Consider the following 17,943-nt stretch of genomic DNA (forward strand, 5'->3'; position numbering starts at 1 on the left):
ATTTCTAAGGATTCAATCACCTTATTTTCCCCTCCTCTCTTACTTCGATAAACTTTTACATTTCCCTTTAATTTCTACTTACTTTTTATGCCCTCCAAGTAAGCCCGCACGTTTTCTGGCGGTTCCAGCTTCTGTATAGGACACTGCACGCAAGATCGCAGTAGAGCCATACTTACTTCGGAGGTAATCCATTGTTTTTCCTAATTTTCGTTCTTTCCATTTATTATCTTCAAACAAACTTAGCTGCATCGAATGCTCGGGTTCTAGATTGGTGATGGAAATGGATATTCTTCGAACGGGTCGACGGTCATAAAACTCGTCAAAGATTTGTTCGCATACTTTATAGAGTGTCATCGTTGCATTCGTTGGTTCATCAATGGAACGCGAACGACTAAATCCTCCGCCAAATGCATCTTTACTATAGCCAATCGTAAGGTGAATGGTTCTTCCCACCATTTCGGCTTCACGCGCGCGTCTAGCAACGTCCTCACACATTTCAAGTAAAACAGCCATCACTTCTCTTTTCGTGCAGTAATCACGAAACAGTATTTGCCCTTTTCCATAACTAATCTGTCCGTCTACAATGGGTGCCCCAAGCTTGGATAAGTCGATACCCCACGCATGATGATATAGTTGATTTCCCATGACACCAAACTTTTCTTCTAGCATCGCAAGGGGTGTCTTCGCTAGCTGTCCTACGCTAAAAATGCCCATATTATTTAATGTTTTTTCTAAACGAGAGCCAATACCCCACATATCACTTAGTGGTGAGACCGGCCATAGCTTTGTTTGAACATCTTCATACGTCCACTTAGCAAACCCAGTTTTTTTCGCTTCTAGGTCAAGCGCCAGTTTAGCCATGAGCATATTTGGTCCCATTCCAACTGCACACGGCAATTGGAATTGATAATGTAACCCATCTTGTATATGTTTGATTGTTTTTTCTATTGGTCCCCAAAGCTTTTCCGTTCCACCTAAATCGGCAAAGCATTCGTCCACACTGTACACATGAATGGATTCACTAGGTACGAATTGATTTAAGTAGCGCACAATTTCCAGGGACACTCGAACAAAAAACTCCATTTTGGGCTCGATTAAACGAATGGAAGGATGATTTGGTATTTCAAATAATCGAGTTCCTGTTTTCACGCCAAATTCCTTTTTCATTCTGGGAGAAGCAGCAAGTACAATACTCCCCTTTTGCTCTAAATTTCCAATCACAGCAATTGGTGTATTCATCACATCCAGCCCAGCGTCCGCAGCTGCACAGCTCGCGAAAAAGCTGCGCATATCAATGCATATAATTTTTCGATTTTCTAACCCTTCGTACATATTATTTACTCCTCCATCAGGAACGTTTGTTCTTATAGTATATTACGAACACTAGTTCTTATACAATGGAAAATAATTGTTTTTTATTAGAATCACTAACCAAACAGCTACATTTCTTTGAGATATGTAAAACAAGAAATCATCATAATATATCCTATTGATCACTACTAATAAGTAAATAGAAACCTTTACTGGCTAATAACAAGAGGAAAGTAGGATAAAATATGATCATTCATGCCGTAAAATCTAGGGAGTCTTTATATACAATAAGTAGAAGCTAAATGTATCTCTACGATTTTTGGGGGATAGGTAAATCGCAGTGGAAACTGCAATGAAGTGCCAAGCACCAATACAATATTCAGTGGAATATCAATCTCCATTTTTCGATATTAATGAACAAGGACAACAACATGAGGTGTGGTTTGAAGATGTAAGAAGTATCAGTAAAAAAATGAGATTAGTTCGTGAATACGGTTTACAAGGAATAGGTGCATGGCAATTATCAATTATTTTCCCACAAGGTGTTTGGCTTTTAACGAATTTCTTTACGATTAATAACTAATAAAACAGTCAAGTTTTTGTACTGTTACTAAAAAGTTCAAACGAATGAGCTAGCAGTACTAATCGGTTGGAGTTTCCCGTCTATTGCAAAAGAAATAATGCCTGTCTCTTCAGAAACAACAAGAACTATTGCATCACTCTGTTCTGTTAAACCTAATGCGGCTCGGTGGCGGGTACCTAATTTCTTTTTATTCGACCCTATCTTAGATAAGGGAAGAATATTTGCTGCGGAAAATATTTGATTCGCCCTTACTAGTACAGCACCATCATGAAGTGGGTTTCCAGGATAAAAAATGGATTCCAATAGTGCATGTGTCAATGTTGCACCAATAGGAGTACCACCTCGAATGAATGAATCCACCTCATTTTCACGCTCAATCACAATTAATGCTCCATGTCTTTGATGAGAGAGATGTTGAATACAAGTAGATATATCCAAGTATTTGTCAGTAAAGGGAGACAAATAATTATTTAGATAAAAAGACGCTGCCACCATTTCTACTTGTTCAAATTTATCCTTGAGCTCCTTCAGTTCACCCAAAACACAATAGCTATCTTTTTCTAATGTTTTTAAACCTTTATTTATTTCAAACGAAATATCTTCAAGTCCTTGTGTTAATTGCTGTTTTAGTGGTGAAAAGTCAAATGTTCCTTGGGGCATTGCAGTAACACCTCTTTCAATAATGTTAAAATTATACAACTTATTTATACGTCCGTAGAGCATAATACCTTAATAATTTCCCCAAAACTTTGTGAAACATACTTTTTTCGGAAGAGTTTTCTCCTTATCCATATCCACGCAAAAAGCATGCATCATGAACGGACAAGCCTAATCCGTTATTGCACAGCTTGCAAAGAATTTTGCATATTCAAACGAATCAATTTCAAAATTCCAATTTACATAAAAAACACGAACAATACCAAAGGAAACTAAAGAAATATATATTTTAAGCGAAATAAAGTATAGTTGATTTCCGCTATAGGCGGACGCTTTCCGCGGGGTGAGCGATAAATGGTCGTATACATATCTACTCTGCATAAAAGGAATTTATTTTGGTGAATAATGTTTTTTATTAGAAATAAACGGATGAACAAAACCATTTGTATAATAAGTGAGACCAATTCAGAAACACCCGCAACCAATTTAAAAAACTGTAGGCGAAATGCCTACAGTTTTGTTTCATTCTTATGAAGAAGCTGCATTTTTTCATGTAATTGCTTTTTATTCCACTCGATTGTATCATTCGACACAAACGCGACTCTCTTCCGCTTTGGAATTTTCACTTGGCCACTCACTGCTCTCGTATACCCTTCAATCATTGTAGCAACTGCTAAGATGAGAAGTGCGAAACAGATAGCTGGAGCAAGCGGAAGCCACGGAACTCCTTGCAAATAACGAAACGACGAACCAAAAAGTCCAGCCCATTCATAGGCAATCGATTTCGGTGGATCCCCAAACATCGGGTCATAACTAACTTTCGTTCCTCCAATAAATAATTGGAGAAGCCCTAAATGCGTAAACACGACCAACGTTTCCACTACCTGCTGACCGTATAAGACAAATAATTTCTCACGCATCATTGGAAATAGATGACGGGTAATAATTCGACGTCGACTAGCACCAAGCGTTCTCGAAGCTAAAATATATTCCTGATGATATAGTAAATTCGCTTCATTACCAATTAAAGATGCAACAATAGGCACTGTAATAATCGCCATTAACACCACTTGAATAACAATGCGTTCCCAAACAGTCGTGGAGAACCCTTCCATTGGCTGCCATAAAACGGGATACAACATCAGATAGGCAAAAATAGTCATCGGTACATAATGAAGTGGATCAATGAAGCTATTAATCAATGAACGTTTCTTTTGCCAATACGTCCCTATCGCAAATCCAAGTGGTACTGCAATAAACATACGAACTGCTGCAACACCCATTGCAGCTATAATCGTATACTTCGCACCGAGCATAATTTTTGCAAGCATATCATACCCGTACTGGTCGGTTCCAAATGGATGCATCCAACTTGGTGACAAAGGAGCTGCCTCTACTACACGACCATTTTCATACAGAAAATACGTTTGTTTCGGATCCGGTCCAAAAATCCATTCAAAAACAAAGCTTCCTATTAAAAAGAATGCTAGAATGATGAAGCCGAAAACAAAATAAGGTTGCCTCCAAACAGATTTCATCCAACAGCACCTCCCCGGTTCAACCGTCGTAGGAAGTACCACTCACCCAAGCTATACAATAAGAAGACAGGTAAGAAAAAACTACAAACAGTAATTAAAAACGTCTCTCCTGACAAGTTACTACTTAAGTGAAACATAATACCAGGCATATTGAACATTCGTTCTAAGATGAATAGATTCGAAAGCATAAACCACATTGTCTTTTTCGATTGAAAAAATATACTAATAATGGCATTTCGGAAAATATGTATGAGTAAAATAATCAACTTACTAAAACCAAGAGAATTGGCAAGTTCTACATACATCTTTCTTTCTTCTGCTTCAAACGTCAGCATGCTTAAACGATACAGCTGAATCATTGGCAAAATCATTAAACAAAAAACAGGCAGCAAATAAATCTTTTCTCCACCGGTCACCGCAATCTTTGAAATGAAAATACCCGTATTTTTGTGAACCATAATTACGGTTAACTGCACAAGTAAAATAACTAAAATATCTGGGAAGGATTCCAAAAAGAAAAAGAAGGTTTTAATTCGCTGTCTTGTTCGTTCTTTAAACAACATCGTCATAATCGTAAATAGAAGTGCCAAAAAAATCGCAACGATAAGTGCAAGAAACAATATTTCAAGTGAGTAAATGATATACGCTCCAATATGATTACCGTAATGTTGGTCGAGAAAATCCTCAACAGGAAATAAAACAAGTAAATGCTGTCCATATTCCTTCCACCAAAATTCTCCGTGCTGAAAACCAGTGATTAATATAGGCAAACCACTAATTAACAAAATACCGACGAATGCGACAACTAATTGAAGCACCCAATTCAAAAATCCTTTCACAAAAAATCCCCCTACTATCTAAAAATTAAGATGAAATTATCATAACATAGTAATTCATGAAAAATATAGAATTTTTAGTAGATTCGAAAATTAGTGTGGAGTGAATTGGGGGTCTCCAAGCCATTATTATTGGTCGAAAAAAAGACAGGCTAATTTCAGCCTGTCCATAAACGTATACAAACTTATTTACTTTATTATTAGAATAACTTATTCAAATTCGCCATTTCAATTGCAGATACCGCAGCATCATAGCCTTTGTTTCCTGATTTTGTACCAGAGCGTTCAATGGCTTGTTCAATTGTTTCCGTCGTTACAATGCCGAACATAACAGGAACACCAGTTGATAACCCTACACTAGCAATACCTTTTGCTGCTTCGTTACATACATAATCATAGTGTGTAGTAGAGCCGCGAATAACGGTACCTAAACCAATAATAGCATCATATTTTTTGGATTCTGCCATTTTTTTCGTCATAAAAGGTACTTCAAATACACCAGGTACCCATGCAACATCAATGTTTTCTTCGGATACGCCGTGGCGTTTCAAACCATCCATTGCACCGTCCAATAATTTACCTGTTAAAAACTCATTAAATCTTCCTACCACTACACCAATTTTTAAATCTGTTCCAATTAATTGCGCTTCAAATACTTTTCCCATTCTTCATCTCTCCTAAGTTTTAATTTGTTAACATCTATTATTCTTCAAAAAATGTCGTTCGAATAAGCGACGCATTAGGCTTTAGTTGTTTGTTCTTGTTCATATCTATAGTTAACCAATGCTTCAATTGTCACAAACTTCAATCCATGAAATTCAGCAATTTTCTTTAATTCTGGAACTCTCGCCATTTCACCGTTCTCACTCATTATTTCGCAAATGACACCAGCAGGTTGAACCCCGCAAATTTTTGCAAAATCAACTGCAGCCTCTGTATGACCTCGCCTTTCAAGTACACCGTTATCCTTTGCAACAAGTGGGAATACATGACCAGGACGGCGAAAATCTGTACTTACTGATGCTGCATTTACCAGTTGTAAAGTCGTTTCTGAACGCTCAAATGCACTAATACCTGTTTCCGTCGTCTTATAATCCACACTTACCGTAAAGGCAGTTTGGTGATTGTCCGTATTATGAGCGACCATCGGATACAAGTCGAGACGATCCGCTATTTTTTTCGTAATAGGCGTGCAAATTAAACCACGACCATATGTAGCCATAAAGTTAATATTTTCTGGGGTTGCGGAATCAGCCAGTACCAGAAAATCCCCCTCATTTTCACGATTCTCATCATCTACCACGATAATGATCTTACCTCTTTTTAAATCTTCAATTGCTTCTTCAATTGTATTGAACATACGTAAAACACCGCCTCTTATTAAAATCCGTTTTGTCTTAAAAAATCCATTGAAATCGATGAATTCTCTTGTTTTCGCTCTAGTTGGTTAATAACATACTTGCCAAGTAAATCATTTTCAATGTTCACCGTATCATGCTCTCTTTTGATCCCTAAAATGGTCTCGCTGAATGTAACTGGAATGAGTGAAACAGTCAGTTGCGTAGGTTGAACATCAAAAATAGTTAAACTAATACCATCAATCGCGACCGAACCTTTTAGCATACAGTATTTACTTAGTTCTTTACTGACACCAATATCCACGTATACCGCGTTTTCTAGTTTTCTTTTTCTCAAAATTACACCCGTTCCATCCACATGGCCCGAAACAAAATGACCGCCAAATCGTCCATTTGCTGGCATTGCACGTTCCAAATTAACAACATGTCCTATTTGCAAGGATCGAATATTTGTAGCCTTTACCGTTTCTGGCATGACATCAACGGTGAATAGGTTATTCGAAAATGATATAACGGTTAAACAAACACCATTAACTGCAATACTGTCTCCCAAATGGATGTCTTCTACAATCTTTTTGGATTCTAATGTTAACTGCATGCTATTTGCTCCGCTTTTCATTGCTTTAACCTTGCCTAAATCTTCTACAATTCCTGTGAACATTTGCATCACCTCGTTTCGCATTCAATTAGATTTCAAGTATTCCTTCTTCATTCAGTAGTTTTGAAACTCACCAACTTCAAAAGAATGAACTACTTGAAATTCATTCGGGTTTACTCAAAAATAAAACCCCTTAGAGAATAATCTAAGGGGTGGTTAGGAAATCTATGTTGGAAGCATCGACAAATAAACCTTTTGAAGTGTATTTTCTCCACAAGGAAATAAGCTTGCTCGCACATCCTTCTCCCATCCAGACTATACTGTCGGCTTTGGATTTACACCAAATCCTGCCTTATAAAAGGCTCACGGGCTTAGAATTTCTTCATCACCGTCGATTGGAAATTTCACCCGACCCCGAAGGAGTGCTCATATGAAATTTTGTTCGGTTTTACTCAAAAATAAAACCCCATAGATAATGTTCTCTACGGGGGATCTGGAAATTATGTATGAAGCATCGACAAATAAACCTTTTGGAGTGTATTTTTCTCCATAAGGAAATAAGCTTACTCGTACATCCTTCTCCCATCCAGACTATACTGTCGGCTTTGGATTTACACCAAATCCTGCCTTAAAAAAGGCTCACGGGCTTAGAATTTCTTCATCACCGTCGATTGGGAATTTCACCCGACCCCGAAGGACTATTCATCTATAAAATTTAATATAGCACTTTTATGATAAAAAATCATCTCTAAAGTATTAAAATGCATAAAAACTATTAATCAATCATTTTTTTCTCATGAATTCTCTCAAATGGAATGTTTAGCTCACGTATTTTTTGATCTATTCGAATGCTTATTCCCTCTATTAATTGGCCATTTTTCTTGAGCTACAATTCCTTCCCATCTGAAAAATAAAATACATAAAAACGCTGGACATCCTCATTTTCTAAGCATCAAAATAATGAATACTATCAATGTCTACCCAAGAATAGCTATCGAAGAATTTTACTTATTTTAATGTGTCAGAAGGTAATAATTTTTTTATGGAGAATAAATAAAAGATGGCTGTTTTTCTATAGCCGATATTTTAGGAAGGGGTGACGTTTTGAAAAATAGAGAATGTCAAATTAACATGCTGATGAGAGGGTTTATCTCTTAATGGGGGTTTATTCCTCTCAAAGGTAATGGGAGGAAAAATAAAAGATGATGAATTTAGGAATCATGGTAAGAGGATTATCTGCCAACACTGTTGCCCAGAAACTTATTCAATTTTGGGAACATGACGCGGGTACTTTAAAAGTTTGGCGCGCAAGTTCAAACTTTGTGTATGCTTTTGAACATAATCAAGTTCCATACTTTTTACGATTTAGTTTTGAACAAGATAATTCCATTGAACAAATAAAAGCCGAGCTAGAGTTCATGCACTATTTACAGTCCAACAAATTTCCATGTGTATCACCAATTCCCTCCATAAGTGGTGAACTAATCGAAACAATAGAGACTCAACACGGGACATATATTGCGGTAGTCTTTAGTGCTGCAAACGGAACCAATCTAGACTCCGAAACAATCACCGAAAATCAGATGGAGGAATGGGGAAAATCCCTTGCATCTCTTCATTGTTTGTCTAGGAATTTCGAGCCTGTATCTGAAAGAAGAAAGAGTTGGTTGGACAAAGTAGAGTTTATGGAAAACGTGTTTCAAAAGCACCCGCAGGAACAAGAAGCACTTCAGGAACTAAGTACGGTGAGTTCCTGGCTTCAATCATTACCTACTACAAGTGACGTACATGGTTTAATACATTACGATTTTGAATTGGATAATATGTTTTATAAAGAGAATGAGGATCATAGTTTCATTATCATCGACTTTGACGATGCCATGTATCATTGGTATGCACTAGATATTGTTTCGGCTCTTGATGATTTTATTGATAATGACAATCTCCATTCAGATTTATTGGTTCAGTCTTTTTTGAACGGGTATGGCTCTGTATCTGCTATAGAAAACGATGTAGTGAATCAGTTTAAACAGTTTCAAAGATACGCAAAACTATATAAGTTTGCGAGATTGTTATCGTCATTAGATTATGGGGAAATTAATGAAAAGCCACCTTGGCTGGATGAATTAAGGGGAAAATTAATTCGTGTCTCAGATGAATTGAGAAAAAGCTTTCAAAAATCGATAAACTAAAAACCTCTGATCGCTGACATTTATAAATAGAAAGGATTGTACTATTTAATTCAAAGAACAACAACTATGAATTAGATGATAAGAAATTATATAGATTAAGATGCAGATAAAATTGCAGAATTTGATTTCTTGTCCATGCTTGCATATCAATACAACAAAGACTACTTTTATTAAACATCATGCAGTTATCCATTAAACATAAAAGAGTTATCTCAAAGTCTTTTCAAAGACAATGTAGATAACTCTTTCTATTCATTCGTAAAGTGAAACTTTATATTGCGCCGAAAACTTTATTGGTTTTGTGTAATAAATTTGCCGTTTCTATAATCCGCATAAGCTTGCGTTATTTCTTCTTCTGTATTCATAACAAATGGACCTCTTGCAACTACCGGCTCCATCAAGGGCTCACCAGCAAATAATACTAAACGCAATTTTTCATTTGCAGTAACGTTTATACTACTCATGTCTGATTCATCGGCAGCTTCTAACCACAACGCTTGCCCTTTTTTAGCTTCCACTTTATTTTCCCCAAAAGTACCGCTACCTTCTAAAACATAAATAAAACCGTTGTAACTCCCTGGTAAGTCTTGACTGATTGAAAATCCACTTTCTACTACCATTTCTACAAATGTGATTGGCACATAATTGAGTGTATTAGACACAACATCCCCGGAAGAACCAGAATATACTCGTATCAAAGCACCTTCCTCTTGACGAACAGGCCTATCTTTTGCATGCATGTTTTGATAACGTGGCGCAGTCATTTTATCCTTACGCGGTAGGTTCACCCAAAGTTGAAGAAGATGGACCATTTCCCCATCATCTGGTGATTCATTATGAACAACACCTCTTCCAGCAGTCATCCATTGCAAATCTCCTTTTTGCAATTTACCACCCCCACCAGTCGCGCTATCATAATGATTTATTGTCCCATCGATAACGAATGTCACCGTCTCCATACCACGGTGTGGGTGTACGTCGAATGCCCCTTTTTCAAATTTATCTTCCATTAATAATAAGAAGGGATCGAAATCTTCCCAGTATCCAGGTTCCAGAACTGCTCCCGCACTATGAATATTACTAACTTTTAGTTCGTTTACTGTCCAAACTTTTTGTATGTCACGAGGTTTCACATTATTCATGCTTACTCTATTCCTCCTTTATTATGTTACTGTCATTATAATTTATAAGCAGTAATTTCAATAGTACGCACTTTAAAGTATTATAGTATACAAAAGTATACTAACTAACTGAACAACGCTAAGCTATCCATATTAGGATGTAATATCATTATGAATAGGAGAGTCATCCATAAACCGAAAATAAGGAAGCAGAATCCCTATTATAGAGACAGTACAAATAATGGAGCCAATTAAAAAGTAGAGTGGACGTATTCCCCACTGCTCACTTAAAATACCTCCAGCAAGTACTCCTAATGGCATTGTCCCTCTAATAATAAAAAGACGGACTGATGCTACTTTACCCATCATGTCATTTGGAACTGATTGCTGAAAAATGGTAATATTATGGACTCCAAAGAACGCCATAGCTATTCCTGCAACAGCCTCTGTAGTAATTGCAAAAATGATACTATCGTTAAAACCTAGTGAGATAAATGTCAGTCCTCCAATTACTAATGCCCCTAACATTAATACTCTACGACTCTTATAATTTATTTTACCTACTAATATGGATCCAATTACATACCCTAACGGAAAGCTTGCCATAAAGTATCCATATTCGGCATAACTTCCTGATAATTCCTGCGTAATATAAGGTAAAGTAACGACCATCGTCACCCCTACTCCAAACTGAACAAAAGCCAAAAAAATTCCTAACCAAACAATAGGCCGTTCGCTGAAAAAGTAAAATATTCCTTCCTTGAATTGTTCCAGCCAAGATTTTCGGACACTTTGAGAGACCTTTTTCTCTTGTACAAAAAGTAAAAGTGCACCACTAGTCATAAGTGTGATACATACAAAAATCAGTGTAGGGATGACACCTGAATACTCAATAACGACTCCACCTAAAATTGGTGCTAGGAAAGTCATTAGTCTCACCGTTCCGTCTATATACGCATTAGCTGTAGCCAATTGGTCGCTCGGAACAATTGTAGGTGTGATTGCTTGATTGGCAGGTGTATAAATAGGTGTTATTAATCCCACTGCAATTTGAACCGCATAAATATGCCAAACTTCAAGATTTCCTGTAGCGAGTGAAACAAGTGGTATAAGGAATATGAAACCACGAGCCCATTGCGAAAATACCATAATCCACTTTCGACTCCATTTATCGATAAAAGGACCAATAAATAATTGCAAAATGAGAGAAGGGATAAAATATAATAACCACATACTTCCTAGTGCCATCGTAGAATTAGTCAGTTGATAAATAAGAATAGAGTTGCAAAAAGTACCAAAAGCACCACCTAATTCAGAAATGACATTCCCAATCCATACAGTAAGAAACGGACGATTTTTTAATAAGTTTTCACTCATTGATTTAAATAAAGATCCAATTCTTTTGAGAGCATATCTATAGCTTTTCTTTTTAGAGAGTATTTTGCATCTAAAATCTCCACTAATTTTGCTGCTCTCAGAATTTTAAGATGATGATGGATAGTAGATTTGCCAATATCTAATTGCTCGGTAATATCCTGCAATGTACGATCCTGCTCATAAAGTAATTTAACAATTCGTAGACGAACCTCATCGCCCAAAGCTTTATGCTTAAGTACTAATAAGTTATTAGGAGTATACCGGTCATTTGGAGTAATACTTTCATTTGCTACTGGATAATAAAAAACCTTTGTTCCTTCTATATCTGCCTCTATAGTCCATGGTCGATAGATGTATTGAGGGATTAACAGAACGTTATGAACACAAGGTTCTGGCATATATACTATACCCCCTGTTGCCCATTCGACCAATTCTTCTGAGGACATTTTGTCTATCATCTTGTTCCTCATCACATAATCAGTTTGCAAGATTGTATGAAGTTTCTTGGAATCACTCTTTACAACTGCTTCATACCAACCGGTCATCACATTAATAAGATGCTCTTTTAAACGCTTTCCATTAGCTTGGCAAATGAATTCAATATAGCTAGGAAAAAATAAATGATCATTTGTAATTTTCATCATTTCCTTAATTGCCGATTCCTGACCTAATGATGCACTTCCCCTTAATTCTTGGTAACTTCTTCCGATAAACGGCAAACAAATAAATGTAAAGTCTCTCATTGAAAGATTCCGAATATAGGAAGTAAACTCTGTTAGATCAGTGAAATCTTTTTTATGGAGCAGTTGCAGTAAAGCTTTCCAAGTATTTTTGTTTCCTACAAAATCTAATTCAACTAAAAGTCCAGTTGGTAGAGATTCTTTTATTCCTTGCCAATATTCTACTGGTTTTTCTAATGTTTTAATAAGTGGTGTATTCGTTATTGCTGCTATCCCCAACGCACATTCCCACAATACTGAGTATTGCAATTGAACTTGATACGTTTCCCTCTTTCTACTTGTAGCACTTAAAACATCCATCTCTTCACCCCAATGATTCGATATATTTAGAATGTATCATTTAAATATTATAGAATCAATAGAATTATTTGAAAATTAAAAAACTATAGAAAAATTCGTATAATTTACGATTTTCTACAGTTTAGTTTCACTTATTTAATTCTTAGTTCTGATTCACTATCAAAAAAATGTGCTTTATTAAGATCAAACGCTAAATCTACTCTTTCTCCTGCATCCACGTTGAAACGTGAATCAACACGTGCAACAAAATCTTGACCAGCTACTTTAGAATAAAGCATAATTTCTGATCCCGTTAATTCAGCAACTTCAATTAAGACATTAATTTTTGTTTCAGGCGAAAAATCAAGGAATAATGGTTCATCATGAATATCTTCTGGACGAATTCCAAGAATAATATCTTTACCAACATAACCTTGTTCACGAAGCAATTTCTGTTTCCCTTCAGGAACAAGAATTTTCAAATCTCCCATAACAAAATAATTTCCTTCTAATTTACCATTCAAAAAGTTCATTGCAGGGGAACCGATAAATCCACCAACAAAAATATTGTTTGGCTCATCGTACACTTCTTTAGGTGCACCTATTTGCTGAATAAGTCCATCCTTCATCACAACGAGGCGCGTTGCCATTGTCATTGCTTCTGTTTGGTCATGGGTTACATAAATAGTAGTTGTTTGCAGTCGCTTATGCAGTTTTTGAATCTCAGTACGCATTTGAACTCGTAACTTAGCATCTAAGTTCGATAATGGCTCATCCATTAAAAATACTTCAGCATCTCGAACAATAGCTCTTCCTAAAGCAACACGTTGACGTTGACCACCCGAAAGAGCTTTTGGCTTACGAGTTAATAGATCCTCAAGCCCCAAAATTTTTGCAGCATTATCTACTCTTTTTTTGATTTCATCTTTTTTGAATTTACGAAGCTTCAGACCAAATGCCATATTATCGTAAACGTTCATATGTGGGTAAAGTGCATAGTTTTGGAATACCATTGCGATGTCTCGATCTTTTGGTGGCACATCGTTCACTCTTTTACCGCCGATGAAAAGATCTCCACCTGAGATTTCTTCCAAGCCAGCAATCATCCGAAGTGTCGTAGATTTTCCACAACCTGACGGACCAACTAATACTAAAAATTCCTTGTCTCTAATTTCCAAATTGAAATTATGAACGGTAACAACATTTTTATCATAGATCTTTTGAATATTCTTTAATTGCAAATCTGCCATTGTATTCCCTCCTAGTATGTAAGTGCTTTCACTAACTAGTAATAGTATACAATAGTTAGACTATTTGAATAATGGTGAACATGCACAAAGATTCGGATTGTCTTCGTGCAAATTTACTTGTATACCGAACAGCGTTACTTTCTTGCTAATAACGCTAAGTATACTGTAATGGCCTGGTGAAATTGCCGGACATCTATGCCTGTTTTCTCAAAAAATCGATCCAAGCGATATTGTAAACTATTGCGGTGCATATGCAGTACCTTAGAAGTTTCCGATAAGTTTAAATTACACTGGACAAACGCTTCAATCATTTTTAGTGTTTCTTTGTCATCCCTATATTCTTGCAAAATCGTTTTACTAATATCAGAACGGAAATTTTGTTCTGTTTGGTTAATTAATAAATATGGAACTGCCTCAATATACGTAACAACCCTCTTATTTGAATTAATGAATACGCTTTTAGCAGCCGTTAATAATGAATTATAATGTTGGCTAACTCCTTCCAAACCTTTCCGATTAGGACCCACAAAGAAGTTGATATTGACATATAAATCACTCATTAAAACATCAATAATCTGCTCATAAGAAATACTTTCATCAAAAACGGTCTGTTCTTCAATAATGATCCCTTCATAACCATTGACCCATAGGATGGGAACTGGTTTAGCAAAAAGTTCCTGGATCGCATTTTTAAAAACAATCGGATCGATTTCATTTTTTTTAATCGAAAAATAGACGAAACGATAATGACTAGCCAATTTTAATTCAGAGTCAACATTTGATTCAGTGGAGTAAATGACTTTACTCCACTGCTGTTCTTCAGCAGTAAGTACATGGAAATGTATTTGATAAGGCAACAAAAAAGTAGCCAAAACGGATACATCTTTAGCCGTTAACTCCTCCTCATGAATGCCAATAATCTCATTGTCATCCATCACAAACCATTTATATGTACGATCTAACTGATTCTGCCCTTCGGAATAACTAATCAGTGAAGGGTAGATTTTACGTAATTGATCAATCATCATACAAATGCCCCAATACGCTCATATGCAATTGAACCTCTACAAATTGTTAACTCCACTTCACCATCTCGACCTAGGACAACAATATCAGCATCCTTCCCAGCCTTTATTGAGCCTTTACGACCCGATAAACCTAAACGCTTTGCTTGATTGACCGAGGTGATTTGAATTTGTTCATGAATAGACAAGTTTAGCCACTTGGTAAGATTCAATCGAGCTTGATTCATCGTTACGATACTACCTGCTAAAGAACCACTCGCAGATAATACGCACGTTCCTTCACGCACCGTCACTTGCTGACCACCCAAATCATATTCTCCATCCGGCATGCCTTTTGCACGCATACCATCTGTAATGGCTAGGACATTTTCAAGCCCCTTCATCTTCACAATTAGCTTAAGTAAATCGGGATGAAAATGAATACCATCTGGAATAATTTCAACATGAACGTCATCATGTAACAGCGCAGCTCCGACAACGCCTGGATCACGGTGATGCATACCCTTCATGCCGTTAAACAAATGGGTTGCATGGCTGACTCCATGATCAATTGCATCCATTGTTTCACCATACGATGCATTGGTATGTCCCATTGATGCAATCACGCCGGTCTTTTTAAGCTCTGCTAACAATTCAAATTGATTGTCAAGTTCGGGAGCAAAGGTGATGATTTTAATTGTATTCCCAGATAACTCCTGCCATTCCCTAAAAACTTTAGAATTCGGCGGAATAATAGCACTTTCAGGTTGCGCACCTTTTTGTTTTTTATTTATAAATGGCCCTTCCAAATGAATTCCAAGCATTTCGGCTACGCCTAAACCACTGCTTTGCGCGCAGTAATTCTCCAGGCTTTTTAGTGTAACTGCAATATGCTCAATCGGATTTGTTATCGTCGTTGCCAAGAATGAAGTAGTTCCCTCTTTCGCTAAAGCCATCGCAATTCCTTCAAATGCTTCGTGACTACCATCCATAAAGTCATAACCTGCCGCACCGTGAACGTGAATATCTATCATGCCTGGCATCGCATATTGCTTTCCTGTACAATCGAATACTTGATCAGCATCAGAAAAAGATGGACAATTAGCCATTTCCCCGACAGACTCGATTTTGTCTGCTTTGATATGTATGAATCCTTGTTGCAAAATACTATCTTCCAATACAATAGTTGCATTTAGTAGAAACAAGTTTCTCATTAATAGCCTCCTCCTGTCTGATTCATCCCTTTATTTTTTCCACTTGCATTTGTTCAACAGCCCACTCTACTTTTTCTACATTTATATGCCCTGTCTTTTCTTCCATTGCATTGAGTACACCCATAGACAGACCGAATTTAATCAAGTCTTCATCCATTAAACCACGAGCCAAGCCTGCTGCAAACCCCGCAACAACTGAATCTCCTGAACCCACTGGATTGATCGCTTCAATTTTCGGTGCTCTTGCCCTGTAAAAAGTATCACCCTGTTTGACAATTGCCCCATCAGCCCCAAGTGTTACAACAATCCAATAAATATCTGCAAACAGCGATAATGCAAGTGTTGCCATAATTTGTGTTTCATCCAGAGCTTGTTCACCTACTAAATCTGCGAGTTCCTGCTCATTTGGCTTGATGAAATAAGGCTTATAACTACTTGTTAATATCGCATCTAACAACGCCCCATTTGAATCGAGTAACACCATCGCACCATTCTGCGTAGAGATTTTCACCATTTCTACATAGAAGTCAGCGGTTAGTCCTTTTGGTAAACTCCCCGATAGCGTCACGATATCAGCTAGATGAACGTAATCAGTGAATTTCTCTAAAAATAACATAGCTTCCTTGTCCACTATGACTGGTCCGCTCTCTAATATCTCCGTCTGTTTTCCTTCATGAATTACCGCTATACAATTGCGCGTCTCATCTGCGATTTGAACAAAAAAGTCTTGAATACCTAAGGACTCTATTTGTGTGCGGATAAAACCACCCAAACTGCCACCTAAAAATCCCGATGCAGCTACATCTTCGTCCAACAGCTGCAAAACTCGAGCTACGTTCAATCCTTTTCCACCTGCTGTTTTAGACACATGATCCACTCGATTGACCGTATCTAAAAAGAAATGTTCCAGCTTATAACTAATGTCGACAGCTGGGTTTAATGTAATTGTTAAAATCATTAGTAATCCACCTTTTCTTATAGATAGTCAAATGGAGTGGGAATAAAACCCCACTCCATCACATTGTTAAGCTTTACCGTCACTCATACACATCATAATTTTCTCTTTAACAACCGCACTCATTGCATCCTTCGCAGGTGTCATATACTTTCTCGTATCCGTCTCATTTGGATTGGCTACCAAGTAATTGCGTAATGCATTTGAAAAAGGAATTTTAAGCTCAGTCGAAATATTTACTTTAGCACAGCCCAGTGAAATACATTTCCGAACATCCTCTTTAGAAATACCTGAAGCACCATGAAGCACCAGTGGAATATCAACTAAATTTTTGATTTTCTCCAGACGTTCAAAATCAAGATTAGGTTCTGTTTCATATAAACCATGACCAGTACCAATTGCAACTGCTAACGAATCAATACCTGTTCGTTCGACAAACTCTTGAACAGTATCAGGGTCTGTATAAGCCGCATCCGCCGCCTCAACAATCAAATCGTCTTCTTGTCCAACTAATTTTCCAAGCTCTGCTTCAACTGTAGCTCCATAACGATGTGCTTGTTCTACAACTTCTTTGGAAATCGCAATATTATCTTCGAAAGAACCGTGTGAACCATCTACCATGACAGACTTAACGCCTAATTCAAGTGATTCTACAATCGAATCCACTGTTTCATGATGGTCTAAATGTAAGGCAATTGGAATATCATTGGTTTTTGCCGCTATCTCTGCAATGGCTTGAATATATTCGCGTCCACCATAAACCATTGTTCCTGGCGTTGCCGCTAAAATGACAGGCGATCGCAATTCAGCAGCTGCCTCCACGACAACCTGAATCGTTTCGAGATTATGAATGTTGAACGCTGGAACAGCATATCCTTCTTTTCTAGCTTTAATAAGCATATCTTTCGTATTATGCACGTATCCCATCCT

General features: G+C 37.1%; 15 protein-coding genes, 2 pseudogenes and 2 riboswitches. Of the genes and pseudogenes, 2 read left to right on the forward strand and 15 right to left on the reverse strand.

The window, feature by feature from the left end; all coding sequences use genetic code 11:
* Positions 1–78 precede the first annotated feature (78 nt).
* Positions 79–1,332 carry a UV damage repair protein UvrX gene (locus tag MHB48_RS10140; RefSeq protein ID WP_342597983.1) on the reverse strand — a complete coding sequence of 418 codons (1,254 nt, stop codon included), beginning with the start codon at positions 1,330–1,332 and terminating at the stop codon, positions 79–81.
* 316 nt (positions 1,333–1,648) lie between these two features.
* Between MHB48_RS10140 and MHB48_RS10145 the strand changes: the two are divergent.
* A pseudogene (locus MHB48_RS10145) lies at positions 1,649–1,894 on the forward strand (sporulation protein); the annotation flags it as partial.
* A gap of 36 nt (positions 1,895–1,930) precedes the next feature.
* Here the strand turns inward: MHB48_RS10145 and cdaS are convergent.
* The 6 genes and pseudogenes from cdaS to ribE (MHB48_RS10175) all read right to left on the reverse strand — a co-directional run bounded on the left by cdaS (position 1,931) and on the right by ribE (MHB48_RS10175) (position 6,944).
* Positions 1,931–2,554 (reverse strand): sporulation-specific diadenylate cyclase CdaS, encoded by a 624-nt coding sequence (gene cdaS / locus MHB48_RS10150; RefSeq protein ID WP_342597984.1) that lies wholly within the window; start codon positions 2,552–2,554, stop codon positions 1,931–1,933.
* A 506-nt stretch (positions 2,555–3,060) separates the two neighbouring features.
* Entirely contained in the window at positions 3,061–4,089 is a 1,029-nt protein-coding gene (locus tag MHB48_RS10155) for an ABC transporter permease subunit (RefSeq protein WP_342597985.1), read from the reverse strand.
* Complete coding sequence (locus MHB48_RS10160; RefSeq protein ID WP_340920797.1) at positions 4,086–4,928, reverse strand: ABC transporter permease subunit; 843 nt, start codon at positions 4,926–4,928, stop codon at positions 4,086–4,088. The genes MHB48_RS10155 and MHB48_RS10160 overlap by 4 nt, the downstream gene beginning before the upstream one ends.
* 197 nt (positions 4,929–5,125) lie before the next feature.
* Positions 5,126–5,590, reverse strand: coding sequence for a 6,7-dimethyl-8-ribityllumazine synthase (gene ribE / locus MHB48_RS10165; protein ID WP_342597986.1), 465 nt, complete (start codon positions 5,588–5,590; stop codon positions 5,126–5,128).
* A gap of 95 nt (positions 5,591–5,685) precedes the next feature.
* A pseudogene (ribB, locus tag MHB48_RS10170) lies at positions 5,686–6,285 on the reverse strand (3,4-dihydroxy-2-butanone-4-phosphate synthase); the annotation flags it as partial.
* 20 nt (positions 6,286–6,305) lie between these two features.
* The gene (gene ribE, locus MHB48_RS10175) at positions 6,306–6,944 is read right to left on the reverse strand and encodes a riboflavin synthase (protein WP_342597987.1); all 639 of its coding nucleotides are present in this window, start codon (positions 6,942–6,944) and stop codon (positions 6,306–6,308) included.
* A gap of 231 nt (positions 6,945–7,175) precedes the next feature.
* Positions 7,176–7,307, reverse strand: a riboswitch (FMN riboswitch).
* 144 nt (positions 7,308–7,451) lie between these two features.
* Positions 7,452–7,583, reverse strand: a riboswitch (FMN riboswitch).
* 500 nt (positions 7,584–8,083) lie between these two features.
* Here ribE (MHB48_RS10175) and MHB48_RS10180 point away from each other — a divergent pair.
* Positions 8,084–9,073, forward strand: a complete 990-nt coding sequence (locus MHB48_RS10180) for a phosphotransferase (RefSeq protein WP_342597988.1) — start codon at positions 8,084–8,086, stop codon at positions 9,071–9,073.
* Positions 9,074–9,363: 290 nt separating this feature from the next.
* On the opposite strand, the gene MHB48_RS10185 is transcribed toward MHB48_RS10180, so the two are convergent.
* The 8 genes from MHB48_RS10185 to MHB48_RS10220 all read right to left on the reverse strand — a co-directional run bounded on the left by MHB48_RS10185 (position 9,364) and on the right by MHB48_RS10220 (position 17,940).
* Positions 9,364–10,215, reverse strand: a complete 852-nt coding sequence (locus tag MHB48_RS10185) for a pirin family protein (RefSeq protein ID WP_342597989.1) — start codon at positions 10,213–10,215, stop codon at positions 9,364–9,366.
* Positions 10,216–10,347: 132 nt separating this feature from the next.
* Complete coding sequence (locus tag MHB48_RS10190) at positions 10,348–11,571, reverse strand: MFS transporter (protein WP_342597990.1); 1,224 nt, start codon at positions 11,569–11,571, stop codon at positions 10,348–10,350.
* On the reverse strand, positions 11,568–12,611 hold the full coding sequence (locus MHB48_RS10195; protein ID WP_342597991.1) for a winged helix-turn-helix domain-containing protein: 1,044 nt from the start codon (positions 12,609–12,611) through the stop codon (positions 11,568–11,570). The genes MHB48_RS10190 and MHB48_RS10195 overlap by 4 nt, the downstream gene beginning before the upstream one ends.
* Positions 12,612–12,742: 131 nt before the next feature.
* Complete coding sequence (gene ugpC, locus MHB48_RS10200) at positions 12,743–13,840, reverse strand: sn-glycerol-3-phosphate ABC transporter ATP-binding protein UgpC (RefSeq protein WP_342597992.1); 1,098 nt, start codon at positions 13,838–13,840, stop codon at positions 12,743–12,745.
* Between the two features lie 134 nt (positions 13,841–13,974).
* Positions 13,975–14,868 carry a helix-turn-helix domain-containing protein gene (locus tag MHB48_RS10205; RefSeq protein ID WP_342597993.1) on the reverse strand — a complete coding sequence of 298 codons (894 nt, stop codon included), beginning with the start codon at positions 14,866–14,868 and terminating at the stop codon, positions 13,975–13,977.
* Positions 14,865–16,058, reverse strand: a complete 1,194-nt coding sequence (nagA, locus tag MHB48_RS10210; protein ID WP_342597994.1) for an N-acetylglucosamine-6-phosphate deacetylase — start codon at positions 16,056–16,058, stop codon at positions 14,865–14,867. Before nagA ends, MHB48_RS10205 begins: the two co-directional genes overlap by 4 nt.
* 22 nt (positions 16,059–16,080) lie before the next feature.
* Positions 16,081–17,016, reverse strand: a complete 936-nt coding sequence (locus MHB48_RS10215) for a hexose kinase (protein WP_342597995.1) — start codon at positions 17,014–17,016, stop codon at positions 16,081–16,083.
* A 66-nt stretch (positions 17,017–17,082) separates the two neighbouring features.
* On the reverse strand, positions 17,083–17,940 hold the full coding sequence (locus MHB48_RS10220; RefSeq protein WP_340920825.1) for a tagatose-bisphosphate aldolase subunit GatY: 858 nt from the start codon (positions 17,938–17,940) through the stop codon (positions 17,083–17,085).
* Between the last annotated feature and the right edge of the window lie 3 nt (positions 17,941–17,943).

This window comes from Psychrobacillus sp. FSL H8-0483, assembly GCF_038637725.1.
GTDB lineage: Bacteria > Bacillota > Bacilli > Bacillales_A > Planococcaceae > Psychrobacillus.

What these genes read in the sequence shown, in the direction of transcription:
- MHB48_RS10140 (WP_342597983.1), bottom strand. Translation starts at nt 1,332, where the DNA reads ATGTACGAAGGGTTAGAAAATCGAAAAATTATATGCATTGATATGCGC.
- MHB48_RS10180 (WP_342597988.1), top strand. Translation starts at nt 8,084, where the DNA reads ATGATGAATTTAGGAATCATGGTAAGAGGATTATCTGCCAACACTGTT.
- MHB48_RS10215 (WP_342597995.1), bottom strand. Translation starts at nt 17,016, where the DNA reads ATGATTTTAACAATTACATTAAACCCAGCTGTCGACATTAGTTATAAG.
- nagA (WP_342597994.1), bottom strand. Translation starts at nt 16,058, where the DNA reads ATGAGAAACTTGTTTCTACTAAATGCAACTATTGTATTGGAAGATAGT.
- MHB48_RS10190 (WP_342597990.1), bottom strand. Translation starts at nt 11,571, where the DNA reads ATGAGTGAAAACTTATTAAAAAATCGTCCGTTTCTTACTGTATGGATT.
- ribE (WP_342597986.1), bottom strand. Translation starts at nt 5,590, where the DNA reads ATGGGAAAAGTATTTGAAGCGCAATTAATTGGAACAGATTTAAAAATT.
- ribE (WP_342597987.1), bottom strand. Translation starts at nt 6,944, where the DNA reads ATGTTCACAGGAATTGTAGAAGATTTAGGCAAGGTTAAAGCAATGAAA.
- cdaS (WP_342597984.1), bottom strand. Translation starts at nt 2,554, where the DNA reads ATGCCCCAAGGAACATTTGACTTTTCACCACTAAAACAGCAATTAACA.
- MHB48_RS10220 (WP_340920825.1), bottom strand. Translation starts at nt 17,940, where the DNA reads ATGGGATACGTGCATAATACGAAAGATATGCTTATTAAAGCTAGAAAA.
- MHB48_RS10185 (WP_342597989.1), bottom strand. Translation starts at nt 10,215, where the DNA reads ATGAATAATGTGAAACCTCGTGACATACAAAAAGTTTGGACAGTAAAC.
- MHB48_RS10205 (WP_342597993.1), bottom strand. Translation starts at nt 14,868, where the DNA reads ATGATGATTGATCAATTACGTAAAATCTACCCTTCACTGATTAGTTAT.
- MHB48_RS10155 (WP_342597985.1), bottom strand. Translation starts at nt 4,089, where the DNA reads ATGAAATCTGTTTGGAGGCAACCTTATTTTGTTTTCGGCTTCATCATT.
- ugpC (WP_342597992.1), bottom strand. Translation starts at nt 13,840, where the DNA reads ATGGCAGATTTGCAATTAAAGAATATTCAAAAGATCTATGATAAAAAT.
- MHB48_RS10195 (WP_342597991.1), bottom strand. Translation starts at nt 12,611, where the DNA reads ATGGATGTTTTAAGTGCTACAAGTAGAAAGAGGGAAACGTATCAAGTT.